This is a genomic window from Erythrobacter aureus (assembly GCF_003355455.1).
GTDB lineage: Bacteria > Pseudomonadota > Alphaproteobacteria > Sphingomonadales > Sphingomonadaceae > Qipengyuania > Qipengyuania aurea.
In genome coordinates, this window is record NZ_CP031357.1 from 405670 (window position 1) to 420362 (window position 14693).

Sequence of the window (14693 nt, forward strand, 5' to 3'; positions counted from 1 at the left end):
TGACCGGATGGCGATTTCACGCCAGCCAGCGTGACCATGGAAAAGTTCGACGTTGTTATCGTGGGCTCCGGGCATGGGGGTGCCCAGGCCGCCATTGCACTGAGACAAAATGGTCATGAGGGGTCGATCCTCATGGTCAGCCGGGACCGCAATCCACCCTATGAGCGCCCGCCGCTCTCGAAGGAATATCTCGCCGGCGAAAAGCCCTTCGAGCGCATCCAGATACGCCCCGAACAGTTCTGGGCCGACAAGGGTATCGAGCTGCGCCTCGGCCGCAATGTCAACGAAGTCGATCCCGTCGCGCACGAACTCGCCCTGTCCGACGATACGCGCATTGCCTATCGCAAGCTCATCTGGGCCGGAGGCGGCGATGCCCGGCGCCTGTCGTGCCCGGGAAGCGATTACGCGGGCATCCACTATATCCGCACACGGCGGGACGTGGACCTGCTCAAGGAAGAGCTTGCCGCGGGGGCGAAACGCGCGGTCATTGTCGGGGCGGGCTATATCGGGCTCGAAGCGGCGGCGGTCCTGCGCAAGCTTGGCTGCGAGGTCACGGTGGTCGAAATGCTCGACCGCGTGCTGGCGCGCGTGGCCGGTCCGGAACTGTCCGATTACTATGCCGCCTACCATCGCCAGCAGGGCGTCGATCTACGTCTGTCCACCGGTGTCGAGACGATCGAGGGCGAGAATGGCCGCGTCAGCGGGGTATTGACCGACAGCGGCGAAAAGATCGCCTGCGACGTGATCATCGCCGGTATCGGCATCGTCCCCTCGGTCGGCCCGCTGATCGCCGCCGGAGCGGCAGGCTCGAACGGGGTCGACGTCGACACTTACGGGCGCACCACGCTGGACGATATCTATGCCATCGGCGACTGCGCCAGCCACGCCAATCCCTATGCGGAAAACAAGGTCATCCGCCTCGAATCGGTGCAGAATGCCAACGACATGGCAAGCTGCGCGGTCAAGGCGATCATGGGCGACAAGCAGGATTACGATGCGGTGCCGTGGTTCTGGTCGAACCAGTACGATCTGAAGCTGCAGACGGTGGGTATCGCAACCGGATATGATGCGACTGTGTTGCGCGGCGATCCGGAAGCGAAGAAATTCAGCGTAATCTATTTGAAGGAAGGCCAGGTAATCGCGCTCGACTGTGTGAACAGCGTCAAGGACTACGTTCAGGGTCGCAAGCTCGTGGTGGACCGCGCCGAGATCGATCCCGGTTTGCTGGCCGACAGCGACATCCCGCTCAAGGAGATGCGCTAAGCCGGGCCAGCGCCCAAGCAGCCGCTTCGGCGACCGTGGGATCATCGTCGGAACGCAGGCGGGCTACAAATGGTTTTAGCGCGGCGGAACCGCTGTTCCCGGCCGCATAGAGGCAGTTGCGGACGAAACGGTCACGCCCGATCCGCTTGATCGGCGAACCGGAAAAGAACTGGCGAAAACCCGCATCGTCGAATTGCAGGAATGTGGCGAGGTCGGGTGCGAGCAATTCGTCGCGCGGGGCAAGCTTGGCGTGCCGGTGGGCCGTTTCGGAAAATTTGTTCCACGGACAAACCGCCAGGCAATCGTCGCAGCCATAGATCCGATTCCCCAGGGCAGCGCGGAATTCTTCCGGGATGGGTCCCTTGTGCTCGATCGTGAGGTAGGAAATGCAGCGCCGCGCATCGAGCCGGTAGGGCGACGGAAAAGCATCGGTGGGACAGGCGTCCTGGCAGGCGCGGCACGATCCGCACCGGTCCGTGCCCGGCGCATCGGGCGAAAATTCGAGCGTCGAATAGATGGCTCCCAGGAAAAGCCAGCTCCCATGTTCGCGGCTCACCAGATTGGTATGCTTTCCCTGCCAGCCGATCCCGGCCGCTTCGCCCAGCGGTTTTTCCATCACCGGCGCGGTATCGACGAACACTTTCAGCTCGCTGTTCGGCGCGCGTTCGATCAGCCATCGGGCAAGGGCCTTGAGCGCCTTCTTGACCACATCGTGATAATCCCGCCCATGCGCATAGACCGAAATGCGCGCTTTCTCGCTATCGCGTGCCAACGCCAGCGGATCGACATCGGGCGCATAGCTCATGCCGAGCGCAAGTACGCTCTTCGCATCGGGCCATAGACCCTGCGGCGAGGCCCGCTGCTGCTTCCGGTCCTCCATCCATTGCATCGAGCCGTGGCGGCCATGGCCGAGAAATTCCTCCAGCCGCGCGGCACGGCGCGGATCGGGCGCGGCGGACGCAAAGCCACAGGCGGCGAAACCCAGCCTTCGGGCCTCCCCGCGCAAATCGGCCTGCAACTCGGCATTAACCACGCTTGCGTGTGCTCCCGTTCACTGCCAGCCATTAGTCATGCGCCCATGCTTACCGAAACAGGCACGATGACGCGACTCTCCCCTGCCGGATCTCGCCCGCTCGCTATCGAGGCACAGGGCCTGGTCAAGCGGTTCGACGGCATTCTGGCGGTGGACGGGGTGGATATCGCCGTGCCCGAAGGCGCGATCTACGGCATTCTCGGCCCCAATGGCGCGGGCAAGACCACCACATTGCGCATGTTGCTGGGCATTATCGATCCCGACGAAGGGGTGCGCCGCATCTTCGGCAAGGACCGCCCGCACGAGGTCGCGAAACTGATCGGCTATCTGCCCGAGGAGCGCGGGCTGTATCCGGCGATGAAATGCGACGAGGCAATCGCCTTCATGGGCGCGTTGCGGGGGCTGCCGCTCGACGAAGGCAGGGCGCGCGGGCGCGAACTGCTCGAACGCCACGGGCTGGGCCACGCGATCGACCGGCAGATCCGTCAGCTTTCGAAGGGAATGGCGCAGACCGTGCAATTGCTCGGCACGCTCGTCCATCGCCCCCGCCTGGTGGTGTTCGACGAACCCTTCAGCGGTCTCGACGCGATCAACCAGGGCAAGCTGGAAGTCACGATCCGCGAATTGGCGCGAGATGGCGTGACCGTGATCTTTTCGACCCATGTCATCCATCATGCCGAACGGCTGTGCGATGAAGTGGCGATCATTGCCGCGGGCAAGGTGCCCTATGCCGGATCGGTCGACGCCGCGCGCGATCGCATTCCCGCGCAGGTCAGGCTGGAAACCCGCGCCAGCGAAGGGGCCTGGCGAGCGGCGCTTCCCGATGACGCACGTCACGACCGCAGAGGCGACGAAAGCCATTTCTGGCATTTCCCCGTACCCGAGACCGGGATCGAGGCCATGCTCAAGCAATTGATCGACGGCCATGCAGGTATTCTGTTGCTGTCGATCGAGCGCGCCGGGTTGCACGACGCCTTCGTCGAGATCGCCGGAGAAGCCGCGGCGCGCGCGCTGAAACAGGACGCTGCGGCGGGAGAAAGCCGTTGAACGACACGACCCGCCTGTCACGCTTAGAAGCCGCCCGCGTCGTCGCGCGGCGCGATTTCCGCGCCATCCTGTTTAGCCGTGCCTTCCTGTTCTTCCTGCTCGGCCCGCTGTTCCCTATCGGGATCGGTGTGCTTGCCGGAGGGATTGGCGGACAGGTGCAACGGGATGCGAATACGCGGCTGGTGGCCGTGGCGATGGCGGAGGCGGATGCCACCGCAATGGTCGAGGCGCGCGCCCGGCTGTCTCCAAGGGTCGGCACCGCTCTGCCCGATCTGGAGGCGACGACCAGCACGGCCCGCCCGAGCGAGATTCTGCGCGAGCCCGGCAAGAATTACAGCGCGGTGGTAAGCGGTACGCTAAATGCGCCGGAGATCACCGCCCCGCCACAAGCGATCGCCTATTGGAGCGGGCCGATATCGATGATCGCCGCCCAAGCGGGCGCTCGAGACATCCCCGCCTATCCCGAAGTAACCGCACGTCCGGTCGCGACCAGCACCGCTGCCGTCAGGACCGACCGCATTCGCACCGCCCAGGCGGGACAACTGCTGTTGTTCCTGCTGATGATGCTGCTCGCGGGCATGGTGCTGTCCAATCTGGTCGAGGAAAAGGCCAACAAGGTCATCGAGGTGCTCGCTGCGGCGATTCCCATGGATGCGGTGTTCCTCGGCAAGCTGGTGGCCATGCTCGGCGTGAGTTTCGTAGGCATTGCCGTATGGGCCATGTTCGGCGGAGCGATCGCGTTGCTCGCGGGCGAAGCCTTGCCACGATTGCCCGAACCGGCGCTGGGCTGGCCCCTCTTTGTCACCCTCGGCATCGCCTATTTCGCGATGGGATACCTCCTGCTGGGCTCACTCTTTCTCACGATCGGCGGAATGGCGGCAACCGTGCGCGAGGTGCAGACACTATCGATGCCGGTGACGATGGCGCAATTGCTGGTGTTCTTCCTCGCGGCATCCTCGATCACGCGACCCGGATCGCCAATGGAGCTGTTTTCGGCGGTGTTCCCGCTGTCCTCGCCCTTCGCCATGCTCGCCCGCGCGGCCCAGTCGGACGCGCTCTGGCCGCATGCGCTCGCGCTGGCATGGCAGGCGCTCTGCGTCCTTCTTTTCGTTCGCTTCGGCGCGCTGATCTTCCGCCGCCGGGTGATGAAATCCGGCAAGGGCGGGCGAGCGGTCAAAGGGCATGTCGACGGGACCACGCCCGCCCGACCGGTCGGGCCACAGCGCACAGGATGAGCGATTCGCCCCGTTTTGAGTGGCGATTTGCAACGCACTATTGACTCGCCTGTAAGTTAGGGCAGGATGGATGTCGAGGAGAGAGCGACCGAATGGAGTCGCTCCCACGAGGAGAGAGACATATGGCCACCGCCGCAATCGAACGCCCCCAATGCCGGACTTCGCCGACTGCATACGAGGCGCTGAAGAAGCATTTCGAAGAGCACCCCGAGCATAAGCTCGACCATCCGCACAAATGGGATGTCAGCCGCAGCGATATCTACGCCGATAACACCTGGCAGCCCATTTTCCGGGAAATGCGCGAAGCGGGGCCGCTGCACTATATCCCCGAAAGTCCGTTCGGCCCTTATTGGGCGGTGGTCAGCCACAAGGCGATCCAGCATATCGAGGCGCTGCCCGATGTCTTCTCCTCGAGCTGGGAATATGGCGGCATAACCATCCTCAACCGCCTGACCGACGAAGAGCTGGCCGAAGCAGGCATCGAGGAACGCCGCGAATTGCCCATGTTCATCGCCATGGACCGCCCGCAGCACACCGGCCAGCGGCGCACCGTCGCCCCCAAGTTCACGCCCAGCGGCATGGCCGAAATGGAAGGCGAGATTCGCCAGCGCACCGGCGAATTGCTCGATTCGCTGCCGCGCGGCGAGGTGTTCGACTGGGTCGACAAGGTGTCGATCGAACTCACCACCGGCATGCTCGCGATCCTGTTCGGCTTCCCCTGGGAAGACCGCCGCCTGCTGACCTTCTGGTCCGATTGGTCGGGCGATACCGAGCTTGCCACGGTCCGCGATCTGGATGAAATGCGCTGGGGCTTCCTCAACGAGATGGCGGCCTATTTCCAGTCGCTTTGGATCGAGCGCACGCAGGACAAGGAACCCGGCGACGATCTCATCTCGATGATGATCCACTCCGAAGCGATGAACCAGATGAGCCCGGAAGAATTCATGGGCAATCTGATCCTGCTGATCGTGGGCGGCAACGACACCACGCGCAATTCCATGAGCGGCATTATCTATCAGCTCGACAAGAATCCGGACCAGCGCGATCTGTTCGAGCAAAAGCCCGACCTCATTCCCAATGCGGTGCAGGAAATCCTGCGCATGCAGACCCCGCTGGCGCATATGCGCCGGACCTGCACCGAAGACACCGAGGTGTTCGGGCAGACCATCAAAAAAGGCGACAAGGTCGTTCTCTGGTATATCTCCGCCAACCGCGACGAGGAAGTGTTCGACAATCCCGACAAGCTGGACATCACGCGCGAGAACGCACGGCGCCATATCGCCTTCGGCTACGGCATTCATCGCTGTGTCGGTGCGCGTCTGGCCGAACTCCAGCTCCGGGTTCTGCTCGAGGAAATCCACAAACGCCGCATGCGCGTGAAAGTGGTGGGCGATGTCGAGCGGGTGCGGGCGAATTTCGTTCATGGCTTCCGCAAGCTCGAAGTGAAAATCGAAGAGTTCTGATACCGGCCCCGTAACCAACGGGCTGGTTCAAGCGTAGGTTCAGACGTGGGGCGCCAAGGTCCCACGTCATGAACCGGCGCATTATGACCGATACCTCTATCGACCGCCGCCGCCTGCTCGGCTGGATCGGCGCATCTGCCAGCTTCGTGGCGCTGACCGCCTGCGGCTCGAGCCATGCCGAGGCGAAGGATTTTCCGGTGACACTGTCGGAAGCACAGTGGCGAAAGCGGCTCAGCAAGCAGGAATTCTACATTCTGCGTCAGGCCGGGACCGAGCGACCCTATTCCTCACCGCTCAATGACGAGAAACGCGCCGGCACCTTCGTCTGCGCCGGCTGCGGCAATGCCCTCTACAGTTCGAAAACAAAATATGATTCGCGCACCGGCTGGCCGAGCTTCTGGCGGGCGATCGACAAGAGCGCGGTCGGCACCAGCACCGATTACAAGATCGGCTATCCGCGTACCGAAGTGCACTGCGCGGATTGTGGCGGTCATCTTGGCCATATCTTCAGCGATGGCCCCAAGCCGACCGGCAAGCGTCATTGCATAAACGGCGTGGCGCTCGATTTCAGACCGGCCTGACATGCGGGTCGAGAGCGAGAATCCGGGCAGCCGCTTGCCGGGCTAAACCTGCGGGCAGCCTTCATCCGGCCGTGTCATCCCGGGGGCCGAGCCTAGGACGGATCGTTCTGGAACAGGACGGGGCACTGCACCTGGGCGGCAAATATGGCGAATTCGCGCAAGGAGAAGGTGTCCTCGAAGACGAGGCCATAATTGCTGTCCTTGCGCCAGCGGACCTTGCAGCGAATGTCGGGCAGCTGTTCGCAACTGATCGTCACGCGTTGATCGATGGCGAACACGGCGTCGCATTCGATCCGCGCGCCCTGCTGCGAGATGTTGAGCGTAACGGCCTCCGCGCTGCCGGTGAGCGCGCTTACCTTGAGCGGGAGCGTGATGTTGAGGCGAAGTTGTCGCTTGGGATAGTGCCAGTCTTCATGGATCAACCGCTCGACGACAATGGGCCGGTCGAATTTATAGCTGGCTTCGCACCCTTCGCCGCGGACGAGCTGCAGTTCGTAGCTCTCGCCATTTTGCAGTTCGAGCGCGACGGTCTTGTCCGTCGGTAGCGGATGAAACGTGCGCACGGACACGCCGGTGGCCGAGACATCGCGGATTACGCAGACGAATTCGCCTTGGCCGCAGACCAGCTTCGCCGCCCGGATGAGCGAGGTAAAGCGCGGCGCTCCACGCTGGTCGCCAGGGGGCGCAGAATTCTCTTCGTTCATGGCGAGCCCGCTAGTATACTCCATCGCCCTGCGCATTCCTCACAATAACTGGCTTCGCATTTGCCGCCAAGTGTATCCTGCCCAAGTTCTCTTCGAGCCTGGCTAATAGACCAATAGGGGTTAATGCCTAGAAAACCGGTTGAGACTACATGCTGATAACAGGGAATGCTTGGTGCGGGTGGTGGGACTCGAACCCACACGATCACAAGATCAGGGGATTTTAAGTCCCCGGCGTCTACCATTCCGCCACACCCGCCGGCGCCGAGCCGCCCTAATCGCTGCCCGGCGCGGGAGCAACGTCCTATCGCATTCTCGTTGTCTTGGGGCGCTTAGCCTTCGTTGAGGCGCTTGCGAATGTCCTTGCCCGGCTTGAAATAAGGCACGCGCTTGGCCGGTACATCGACCGTTTCGCCGGTACGCGGATTGCGGCCCTTGCGCGCTTCGCGCTCGCGGGTGGAAAACGCTCCGAACCCGCGCAATTCGACCCGGCCGCCTTCGGTCAGGCGCTGGGCTATTTCCTCGAAGAAAATATCGACGACCTGTTCAACCTCTTCGGCGCGCAGCTCGGGATTGTCCTGTGCGAGGGCGGAAAGAAGTTCGGATCGGATCATCTGGCGTCTCCCGGCCGATACGGCCGCAACAATTCGTTCACACGATGCGCCCCTGAAGGAATTGTGCTTTTGCACTCGATTCCAGCGAGATGCCTTGTGACAGAAGCCACCGGCGCCCGCAAGTTCATGATTGTATATTTTCGCCATCGCCGTCAGGCTTCGGCGAGCAGTTCCCTCGCCGAAACGCCAAGGCGATCCATCCGTGCCCGGATTTCGGGCCATTCCTCCGACAAAAAAGCCTCGCGTTCGGACTGGCGCAGACGATCGGCGGCGCCGCTCACGACATACATGCCTACGCCGCGCTGGACTTCGACGAGGCCATCGTTCTGGAATTGTTGGTAGGCCTTGGCCACCGTCAGCGGGTTGGCGCCCTGTTCCGCCGCCAGTGCGCGTACGGAAGGAAGCATTTCGCCCTCGGCATAGCGGCCATCGATAATCGCAGCCGCGATCATGTCTCGCAGCTTGAGATAGACCGGCTTGGACTGGTTGGACATAACAATTCCCCGACGACAGACTGCTACAGTGACATAATACAGCGCGGCGCACAAGGTTCCCTTCCGAGAGCGTTCCCGCCCGCTGTCGGCCCGTGCAGACAGTCACGAGTGTAACTAATGCTTCACATGAGGCGCGAAAACGTTACGGTACGTGCTTCTTTTGGGGAGGGTCGGCGTGGTCGCGCGACTCCGGATAGAAATAAGGGACACCGGAATCATATGGTCGAGGGCATGTTCTTCACATTCGGCTCTGCATTCGAAATGTGGGCATTCAGGATAGCCGTAATCGCGCTTGCAGCCTTTCTCATCGGCGGCGTCGTGCTCGTTACCCGCCCGCAGGAAGAGGTGATCGGACACCCCAAGGGTCTGTTCCTTCTCTTCATGGCCGAAATGTGGGAACGCTTTTCCTACTACGGCATGCGCGCGCTGCTGATCTTCTACCTGGTGCAGCACTGGCTGTTCAGCGACAGCGAAGCTTCGATCATCTACGGCGCCTACACCGCGCTGGTTTACATTACCCCCGTCGTCGGCGGTTACCTTGCCGACCAGTATCTCGGGCAGCGCAAAGCCGTGCTGTTCGGGGCAGTGCTGCTGACGTTCGGGCACTTCTTCATGGCGTTCGAAGGATCGGGTGGCCAGGCCGACCCGATGATCAATGTCTTCTGGCTTGCCCTGGCGCTCATCATCGTCGGCTCGGGCTTCCTCAAGGCCAATATCTCGGTGATTGTCGGCCAGCTCTATTCGCGCACCGATGTTCGCCGCGACCCGGCCTATACGATCTTCTACATGGGCATTAACGTCGGCGCGGCGACCGCGTCGATCATCTGCGGCTATCTCGGCCAGACCTATGGCTGGCAGTACGGCTTCGGCCTTGCCGGCTTCGGCATGCTTCTGGGCCTCGTATTCTTCGTGATCGGCAAGCCGCTCCTTCTGGGCAAGGGCGAACCCAAGGATCCCGCGAAGATCAAGGGCGCCAGGGAATGGGGCATCTACGGTGCCGGCCTCGCCATGGTCCTGCTGTGCTGGGCGGCGATCCAGTATCAGGAACTCGTCGGATACGTACTGGGTGCCTTCGGCGGGGGTCTGGTACTCTACGTCCTGTTCACCGCGGTGACCAAACTGCCCAGCCAGGAACGAGACCGCATTTTCGCGGCGATGTTCCTGATCCTGACCTCGATCGTGTTCTGGGCACTGTTCGAACAGGCCGGGTCGAGCCTCAACCTGTTCACCGATCGCCATGTCGACACGCAGGGCGTCAACGCCTCGATGTTCCAGTCGATCAACGCGATCTACATCGTCCTGCTCGCCCCGCTTTTCGCGATGCTGTGGCAGGGGCTGGCGCGCAAGGGAGCGGAGCCAAGCACGCCGATGAAGTTCGGCCTCGCCGTCATCCAGGTGGGCCTTGGCTTCCTCGTTCTCGTCTGGGGCGCGGAAAGCGTCGGCGTGAATGTGCCGACGCCGGTGATCTTCATCTTCCTGATCTACCTGCTCCACACCACCGGTGAACTCTGCCTCTCGCCAGTGGGCCTCTCGGCGATGAACCGGCTCAGCCCGGCGCATATGGCTTCGCTCATCATGGGCACCTGGTTCTTCGCTTCGGCCACCGGCAACTTCGCCGCCGGTCTCATCGCGGCAGCGACCGGCGCGGAAGGCGTCGGCGAGGAAGCGGGCAAGCAGGTCGTGCTTGGCGTTTACTCGACCGTCGGCTGGTACGCCGTCGCGATCGGTGTCGGCGTTATGGTCATCAGCCCGCTGATCAAGAAGCTGATGCATCTCGACACGCTCAAGGACGATGCCCTCGAAGGCCACGCCGAAGCCGGGCTCGAGGCGCAGGAAGCGGGCATCCACCCGACCAGCCGCGCCTGATCGCGCCCGAGGGATCGTCGGAGCGCCGATTCCCCTCGACCAAAACCAATTGACCGGGCGGGCCGGGGCAGCAATGCTCCGGCCCGACTGCATTGGGGGTTCCATGAAAAAACACGTCCTGCTCGCCTGCGCGGCTGCCTTTGCGGTGGCCGGATGCTCGACCATCGGCGGGGGCGATGGCGTCGCTTCCGCTTCGACCCAGGATTGGGATGCGCCCGTCGGCGCGGACGGCAACACGCCTTTCCCCTCGACTTACACGCCCTATCCCGGTCGTCCGACGGCACTCGTTGGGGCGACGGTCTACGACGGCACAGGCGGACGGATCGACAATGGCACCGTGCTCTTTCGCGATGGCAAAGTGGTCGCGGTGGGCGACGCTGCGCTGTCAACCGAAGGCTATGATCGGGTGGACGGCAGCGGCAAGTTCGTCACTCCCGGCATTATCGACATCCATTCCCACCTCGGCGACTATCCGACACCGAGCGTGGAAGCCCATTCCGACGGCAATGAGGCCACCAGCCCGATGACCCCCGAGGTGTGGGCCGAACATTCGGTCTGGCCGCAGGACCCCGGTTTCACCCGCGCGCTGGCCAATGGCGGCATCACGGCGCTGCAGATCCTTCCCGGATCGGCCAATCTGACCGGCGGGCGCTCGGTCACGCTCAAGAACGTCGCGGCACGCACGGTTCAGGGGATGAAATTCCCGGGCGCTCCCTACGGCATGAAAATGGCCTGCGGCGAGAACCCCAAGCGGGTTTACGGTGGCAAGGGCCGCATGCCCTCCACCCGGATGGGCAATTTCGCGGTCAACCGGCAAATGTGGCTCGATGCACAGGCCTATGACGGGAAGAAGCGCGATCTGGGCAAGGAAACGCTCAAGGGTGTGCTCGACGGCGAAATCCTGATCCACAACCACTGCTATCGCGCCGACGAAATGGCGCTGGTCATGGATATGGCCAAGGAGATGGGCTACAAGGTCACCGCCTTCCACCACGCGGTCGAAGCCTATAAGATCGGCGACCTTCTGCGCGAAAACGAGGTGTGCAGCGCGATCTGGGCGGATTGGTACGGCTTCAAGATGGAAGCCTATGACGGTATTCTCGAAAACGCCGCCTTCCTGCGCCAGGCCGGGGCCTGCGTGGTCATCCATTCGGACGATGCCAATGGCATCCAGCGGCTCAATCAGGAAGCCGCCAAGGCCCAAGCCGCCGGACGCCGGGTGGGGATCGACATTCCCGATGCCGAAGTGATCGGCTGGATCACGCTCAACGCTGCCAAGGCGATGGGTATCGATGAAATGACCGGCAGCCTCGAGCCGGGGAAGATGGCCGATGTGGTTCTGTGGAACGACAATCCGCTATCGGTCTATGCCCGGCCCGAAAAGGTCTGGATCGACGGGGCGCTGATGTATGATGCGATGGACCGCAAGCGGCGGCCGGTAAGCGATTTCGAGCTCGGCCAGCCGGGCGAAGGAGATGTGAAATGAAGCGCGCCCTGACCATGGCGGCCAGCCTCCTCGCACTCGCCGCCGCACCCGCCGCCGCGCAGGACATCGCCATCACCGATGTTACGGTCGTCACCGGCGACGGCTCCGAACCGATCGAGAATGGTTCGGTCGTCGTCCGCGGCGGCAAGGTGGTCTATGCCGGGCATGCCGAGAACATGCCCGCCGTGCCTGCCGGGATCTCGGTGGACGGCGGTGGGCGCTGGGTCACGCCCGGCCTCTTCGCCACGATGACAAATCTCGGCCTGTGGGACGTTGGCGCAGTCCGGGAATCGAACGATATCCGCGCGGGCGGCTCGCCGTTCAGCGCCGCTCTGGATGTTGCCCCCGTCGTCAATCCTGCCTCGCAGCATATCCTCATTCACCGGGCAGCCGGGATAACCCGTGCGGCGGTGGCGGGGGCGGCCAGCGGGTCGATCTTTGCCGGGCAGGGGGCGATCATCGATCTGGGCTCCGATGCCCAGGCGGTAACCCGCCCTCGCGCATTCCAGGTGGTCGAATTGGGAGAAGGCGGTGCACGCCTTGCGGGCGGCAGCCGCGCGTCGGCCCAGGCGCTTTTCCGCAACGCCCTGCTCGAAGCGGGCGAGTTTGAGCGCAATGGCACGATCACAAGCCCGGGCGGCGGGCGAGGGATCACCCGGCAAGGCGACGATATCGGCATCGACAGCCGCATGGCCCGCACCGCTCGCGATCGCGCTTCGGACGTTCTGCTCACGCGCTTCGACGCAGCGGCGCTGGTGCCCGTGGCGCGGGGCGAGCAGCCGCTCTATGTCATGGTCGAGCGTGCGGCCGACATCCGCAGCGCCCTGGCCCTCAAGCAGGAATTCCCGCGGCTGGACATGGTCCTTGTCGGCGCGAGCGAGGGTTGGCTCGTGGCGAGCGAGATCGCCGCGGCAGGCGTGCCGGTCATCGCCGATGGGCTGGACGATTTACCGCAAGGTTTCGACCAGCTCGCAAGCACCCAGTCGAATATCGGCCGCATGGTGAAGGCGGGCGTGAAGGTGGCGATCAATGCCGCCGCCATGGAGAACCCGCGCAACCTCAATCAGTATGCCGGCAACCTCGTCGCGCTGACCCGGATACCGGGCGCCGACGGGCTGAGCTGGGGCCAGGCCTTCGCGGCGATCAGCTCGGTTCCCGCCGCGATCAGCGGCATGGGCGGCAAGGCCGGGGTGCTCGCGCCGGGCGCGATGGGCGATCTCGTGATCTGGGACGGCGATCCGCTCGAAGTCGGCTCGATGCCGGTGAAAGTGTTCATCGATGGCGTCGAACAGCCGCTCGACAATCATCAGAGCCGCCTCAAGGAGCGCTATCGCGATCTCGACGAAAGCGACCTGCCGAAAGCCTATGATTGGTAAGGACATGAAGGAAATGCGCACCACCCTGCTCGCGCTGGGCGCGGCAGCCGCTGCGGTCGGCTTTCATGCGCTCTCGGCGCAGGATAAACCCGACCGCTCGCAGGACATCGCCTGGATGAGCGCTCAGCAGGCCTATCTTGCGGGCCTCTCGCATGAAGACGGCTGGCGCACCATGCCGGGCGGGCTCAAGTGGCGCTATGTCGACTATGCCGCGAGCGAGGCGAAGCCGCGCGTCGAGGATACCGTGACCGTGCATTATGCGGGCACCTTCATCGATGGCGAAACCTTCGATTCCAGCTTCGAGCGCGGCGAGCCCGCCACCTTTCCGCTGGGCCGGCTGATCAAGGCCTGGCAGATGGCGATCCCCGAAATGGGCGTGGGCGACACGATCGAAATCGCCGCGCCTGCGGACCTCGCTTATGGCGCGAGCGGCAAGGGGCCGATCCCCGGAGGTGCGACGCTGCTGTTCACGGTCAAGCTGATCGGTATCGAAGGGCGCTAGGTCGGGGTGACACCTGGATGACGAAGTTTACACCCCGTCACCCAGGATCGGCGGCGCCAAGCAACAGATATAAAAGGGTTTAATTGCCTGAAACGGAGGCGGACGATGTGCGCCCCCCCCCCCGCCTGCCGCATCGCGGCGGGTTTGCGGACCTCGCCATTCTAGACACACTGCACATCTGTAGGACAGCGCCATTTTCCGCTTGGCCGCCCTGTGATAACCTGGCCCATGGAAGGGGAATGAGGATATGGATCCTTTGCTGTCTCTGGTTGCCGGTTCGGTCGCATTCGTCGGCACACATTTCGCGCTCTCGCACCCGCTGAGGGCACCGCTCGTCGGGACGATCGGCGAGAACGGGTTTCGCGGGCTCTATTCGCTGGTTGCGCTGGCGACCTTCGTCTGGGCAGTGCTCGCGTTTCGCGCGGTCGGGCCGGGCGGCGTACCGTTATGGAATGGGATGGGCGACGGTATCTGGATCGCCGCGACGGCGATCATGCTGTTCGCCTCGGTGCTGTTCGCGGGCAGTTTCGCGCGCAATCCCGCATTGCCCGATCCGAAAGCCGCGACCAATGCCGCTCTGCCGGTCCACGGGGTGTTTCACATTACCCGCCATCCGATGATGTGGAGCTTCGCGCTGTGGGCGGCCATGCATATTCTGACGAGCCCGACACCGCGCCAGATCGTTCTGGCGGGTGCGCTCGGGTTCCTCGCGCTGGTCGGCGCGCATCTGCAGGACCGCAAGAAGGAAGCGCTGATGGGCGAGGCCTGGGCGGACTGGGAAAGCCGCACGCGTTTCTGGCCGCGCCTTTCGGGTTTCGCCAAGGCGGGGCCTATCGCATGGATCGGGGGAATCGTGATCTGGCTGGCGGCAACCTATGGCCATATCCACGCCAATGGGATTCCCGCAGGCATCTGGCGCTGGGTGGGGTAAGCCCTCAAGCAACGCAGCGATAGGGCGAACATGGCCCTCAAGCAGCACAGCGATAGGGCGAACATAGGACCCTCAAGCAGCGCAGCGGCGGGACGACAAGC

At 63.4% G+C, this 14693-nt stretch carries 14 protein-coding genes and 1 tRNA gene; 10 read left to right on the forward strand and 5 right to left on the reverse strand.

Annotated features, from left to right (window positions below; all coding sequences use genetic code 11):
- Positions 1-36 precede the first annotated feature (36 nt).
- Positions 37-1263 (forward strand): NAD(P)/FAD-dependent oxidoreductase, encoded by a 1227-nt coding sequence (locus tag DVR09_RS01925; RefSeq protein WP_115415438.1) that lies wholly within the window; start codon positions 37-39, stop codon positions 1261-1263.
- Here the strand turns inward: DVR09_RS01925 and queG are convergent.
- The gene (gene queG, locus DVR09_RS01930) at positions 1247-2296 is read right to left on the reverse strand and encodes a tRNA epoxyqueuosine(34) reductase QueG (RefSeq protein WP_115415439.1); all 1050 of its coding nucleotides are present in this window, start codon (positions 2294-2296) and stop codon (positions 1247-1249) included. The genes DVR09_RS01925 and queG overlap by 17 nt on opposite strands.
- 66 nt (positions 2297-2362) lie before the next feature.
- On the opposite strand from queG, the gene DVR09_RS01935 reads away from it, so the two are divergent.
- The 4 genes from DVR09_RS01935 (at position 2363) to msrB (ending at position 6622) form a co-directional block, all read left to right on the forward strand.
- On the forward strand, positions 2363-3343 hold the full coding sequence (locus DVR09_RS01935) for an ABC transporter ATP-binding protein (RefSeq protein WP_115417729.1): 981 nt from the start codon (positions 2363-2365) through the stop codon (positions 3341-3343).
- Positions 3340-4578, forward strand: a complete 1239-nt coding sequence (locus DVR09_RS01940; protein WP_115415440.1) for an ABC transporter permease — start codon at positions 3340-3342, stop codon at positions 4576-4578. Before DVR09_RS01935 ends, DVR09_RS01940 begins: the two co-directional genes overlap by 4 nt.
- A 122-nt stretch (positions 4579-4700) precedes the next feature.
- A complete protein-coding gene (locus tag DVR09_RS01945; protein ID WP_115415441.1) occupies positions 4701-6041 on the forward strand; it encodes a cytochrome P450 in 1341 nt (446 codons plus the stop codon).
- A gap of 68 nt (positions 6042-6109) precedes the next feature.
- Entirely contained in the window at positions 6110-6622 is a 513-nt protein-coding gene (gene msrB / locus DVR09_RS01950) for a peptide-methionine (R)-S-oxide reductase MsrB (RefSeq protein WP_234041516.1), read from the forward strand.
- A 92-nt stretch (positions 6623-6714) separates the two neighbouring features.
- Here the strand turns inward: msrB and DVR09_RS01955 are convergent, their stop codons facing one another.
- The 4 genes from DVR09_RS01955 to DVR09_RS01970 form a co-directional block, all read right to left on the reverse strand.
- A complete protein-coding gene (locus tag DVR09_RS01955) occupies positions 6715-7350 on the reverse strand; it encodes a PilZ domain-containing protein (RefSeq protein ID WP_115415442.1) in 636 nt (211 codons plus the stop codon).
- A gap of 146 nt (positions 7351-7496) precedes the next feature.
- Positions 7497-7582, reverse strand: a tRNA-Leu gene (locus DVR09_RS01960).
- A gap of 73 nt (positions 7583-7655) precedes the next feature.
- On the reverse strand, positions 7656-7937 hold the full coding sequence (locus DVR09_RS01965; RefSeq protein WP_115415443.1) for an integration host factor subunit beta: 282 nt from the start codon (positions 7935-7937) through the stop codon (positions 7656-7658).
- A 152-nt stretch (positions 7938-8089) separates the two neighbouring features.
- Positions 8090-8431, reverse strand: a complete 342-nt coding sequence (locus tag DVR09_RS01970; protein ID WP_115415444.1) for a GntR family transcriptional regulator — start codon at positions 8429-8431, stop codon at positions 8090-8092.
- Between the two features lie 219 nt (positions 8432-8650).
- Between DVR09_RS01970 and DVR09_RS01975 the strand changes: the two genes are divergently transcribed.
- The 5 genes from DVR09_RS01975 to DVR09_RS01995 all read left to right on the forward strand — a co-directional run bounded on the left by DVR09_RS01975 (position 8651) and on the right by DVR09_RS01995 (position 14592).
- Positions 8651-10297, forward strand: a complete 1647-nt coding sequence (locus tag DVR09_RS01975; protein ID WP_115415445.1) for a peptide MFS transporter — start codon at positions 8651-8653, stop codon at positions 10295-10297.
- A 103-nt stretch (positions 10298-10400) separates the two neighbouring features.
- Positions 10401-11783, forward strand: coding sequence for an amidohydrolase (locus DVR09_RS01980; RefSeq protein ID WP_115415446.1), 1383 nt, complete (start codon positions 10401-10403; stop codon positions 11781-11783).
- Entirely contained in the window at positions 11780-13159 is a 1380-nt protein-coding gene (locus DVR09_RS01985; protein ID WP_115415447.1) for an amidohydrolase family protein, read from the forward strand. The genes DVR09_RS01980 and DVR09_RS01985 overlap by 4 nt, the downstream gene beginning before the upstream one ends.
- 13 nt (positions 13160-13172) lie before the next feature.
- The gene (locus tag DVR09_RS01990) at positions 13173-13661 is read left to right on the forward strand and encodes an FKBP-type peptidyl-prolyl cis-trans isomerase (protein ID WP_234041517.1); all 489 of its coding nucleotides are present in this window, start codon (positions 13173-13175) and stop codon (positions 13659-13661) included.
- 247 nt (positions 13662-13908) lie between these two features.
- Positions 13909-14592, forward strand: a complete 684-nt coding sequence (locus tag DVR09_RS01995; RefSeq protein ID WP_115415449.1) for an NnrU family protein — start codon at positions 13909-13911, stop codon at positions 14590-14592.
- Positions 14593-14693: the final 101 nt, after the last annotated feature.

Coding starts and splice junctions, on each gene's coding strand:
- DVR09_RS01955 (WP_115415442.1), bottom strand. CDS start 7,350: ATGGAGTATACTAGCGGGCTCGCCATGAACGAAGAGAATTCTGCGCCC.
- DVR09_RS01980 (WP_115415446.1), top strand. CDS start 10,401: ATGAAAAAACACGTCCTGCTCGCCTGCGCGGCTGCCTTTGCGGTGGCC.
- DVR09_RS01975 (WP_115415445.1), top strand. CDS start 8,651: ATGGTCGAGGGCATGTTCTTCACATTCGGCTCTGCATTCGAAATGTGG.
- DVR09_RS01990 (WP_234041517.1), top strand. CDS start 13,173: ATGCGCACCACCCTGCTCGCGCTGGGCGCGGCAGCCGCTGCGGTCGGC.
- DVR09_RS01995 (WP_115415449.1), top strand. CDS start 13,909: ATGGATCCTTTGCTGTCTCTGGTTGCCGGTTCGGTCGCATTCGTCGGC.
- DVR09_RS01965 (WP_115415443.1), bottom strand. CDS start 7,937: ATGATCCGATCCGAACTTCTTTCCGCCCTCGCACAGGACAATCCCGAG.
- msrB (WP_234041516.1), top strand. CDS start 6,110: ATGAACCGGCGCATTATGACCGATACCTCTATCGACCGCCGCCGCCTG.
- DVR09_RS01925 (WP_115415438.1), top strand. CDS start 37: ATGGAAAAGTTCGACGTTGTTATCGTGGGCTCCGGGCATGGGGGTGCC.
- DVR09_RS01935 (WP_115417729.1), top strand. CDS start 2,363: ATGACGCGACTCTCCCCTGCCGGATCTCGCCCGCTCGCTATCGAGGCA.
- DVR09_RS01970 (WP_115415444.1), bottom strand. CDS start 8,431: ATGTCCAACCAGTCCAAGCCGGTCTATCTCAAGCTGCGAGACATGATC.
- DVR09_RS01945 (WP_115415441.1), top strand. CDS start 4,701: ATGGCCACCGCCGCAATCGAACGCCCCCAATGCCGGACTTCGCCGACT.
- DVR09_RS01985 (WP_115415447.1), top strand. CDS start 11,780: ATGAAGCGCGCCCTGACCATGGCGGCCAGCCTCCTCGCACTCGCCGCC.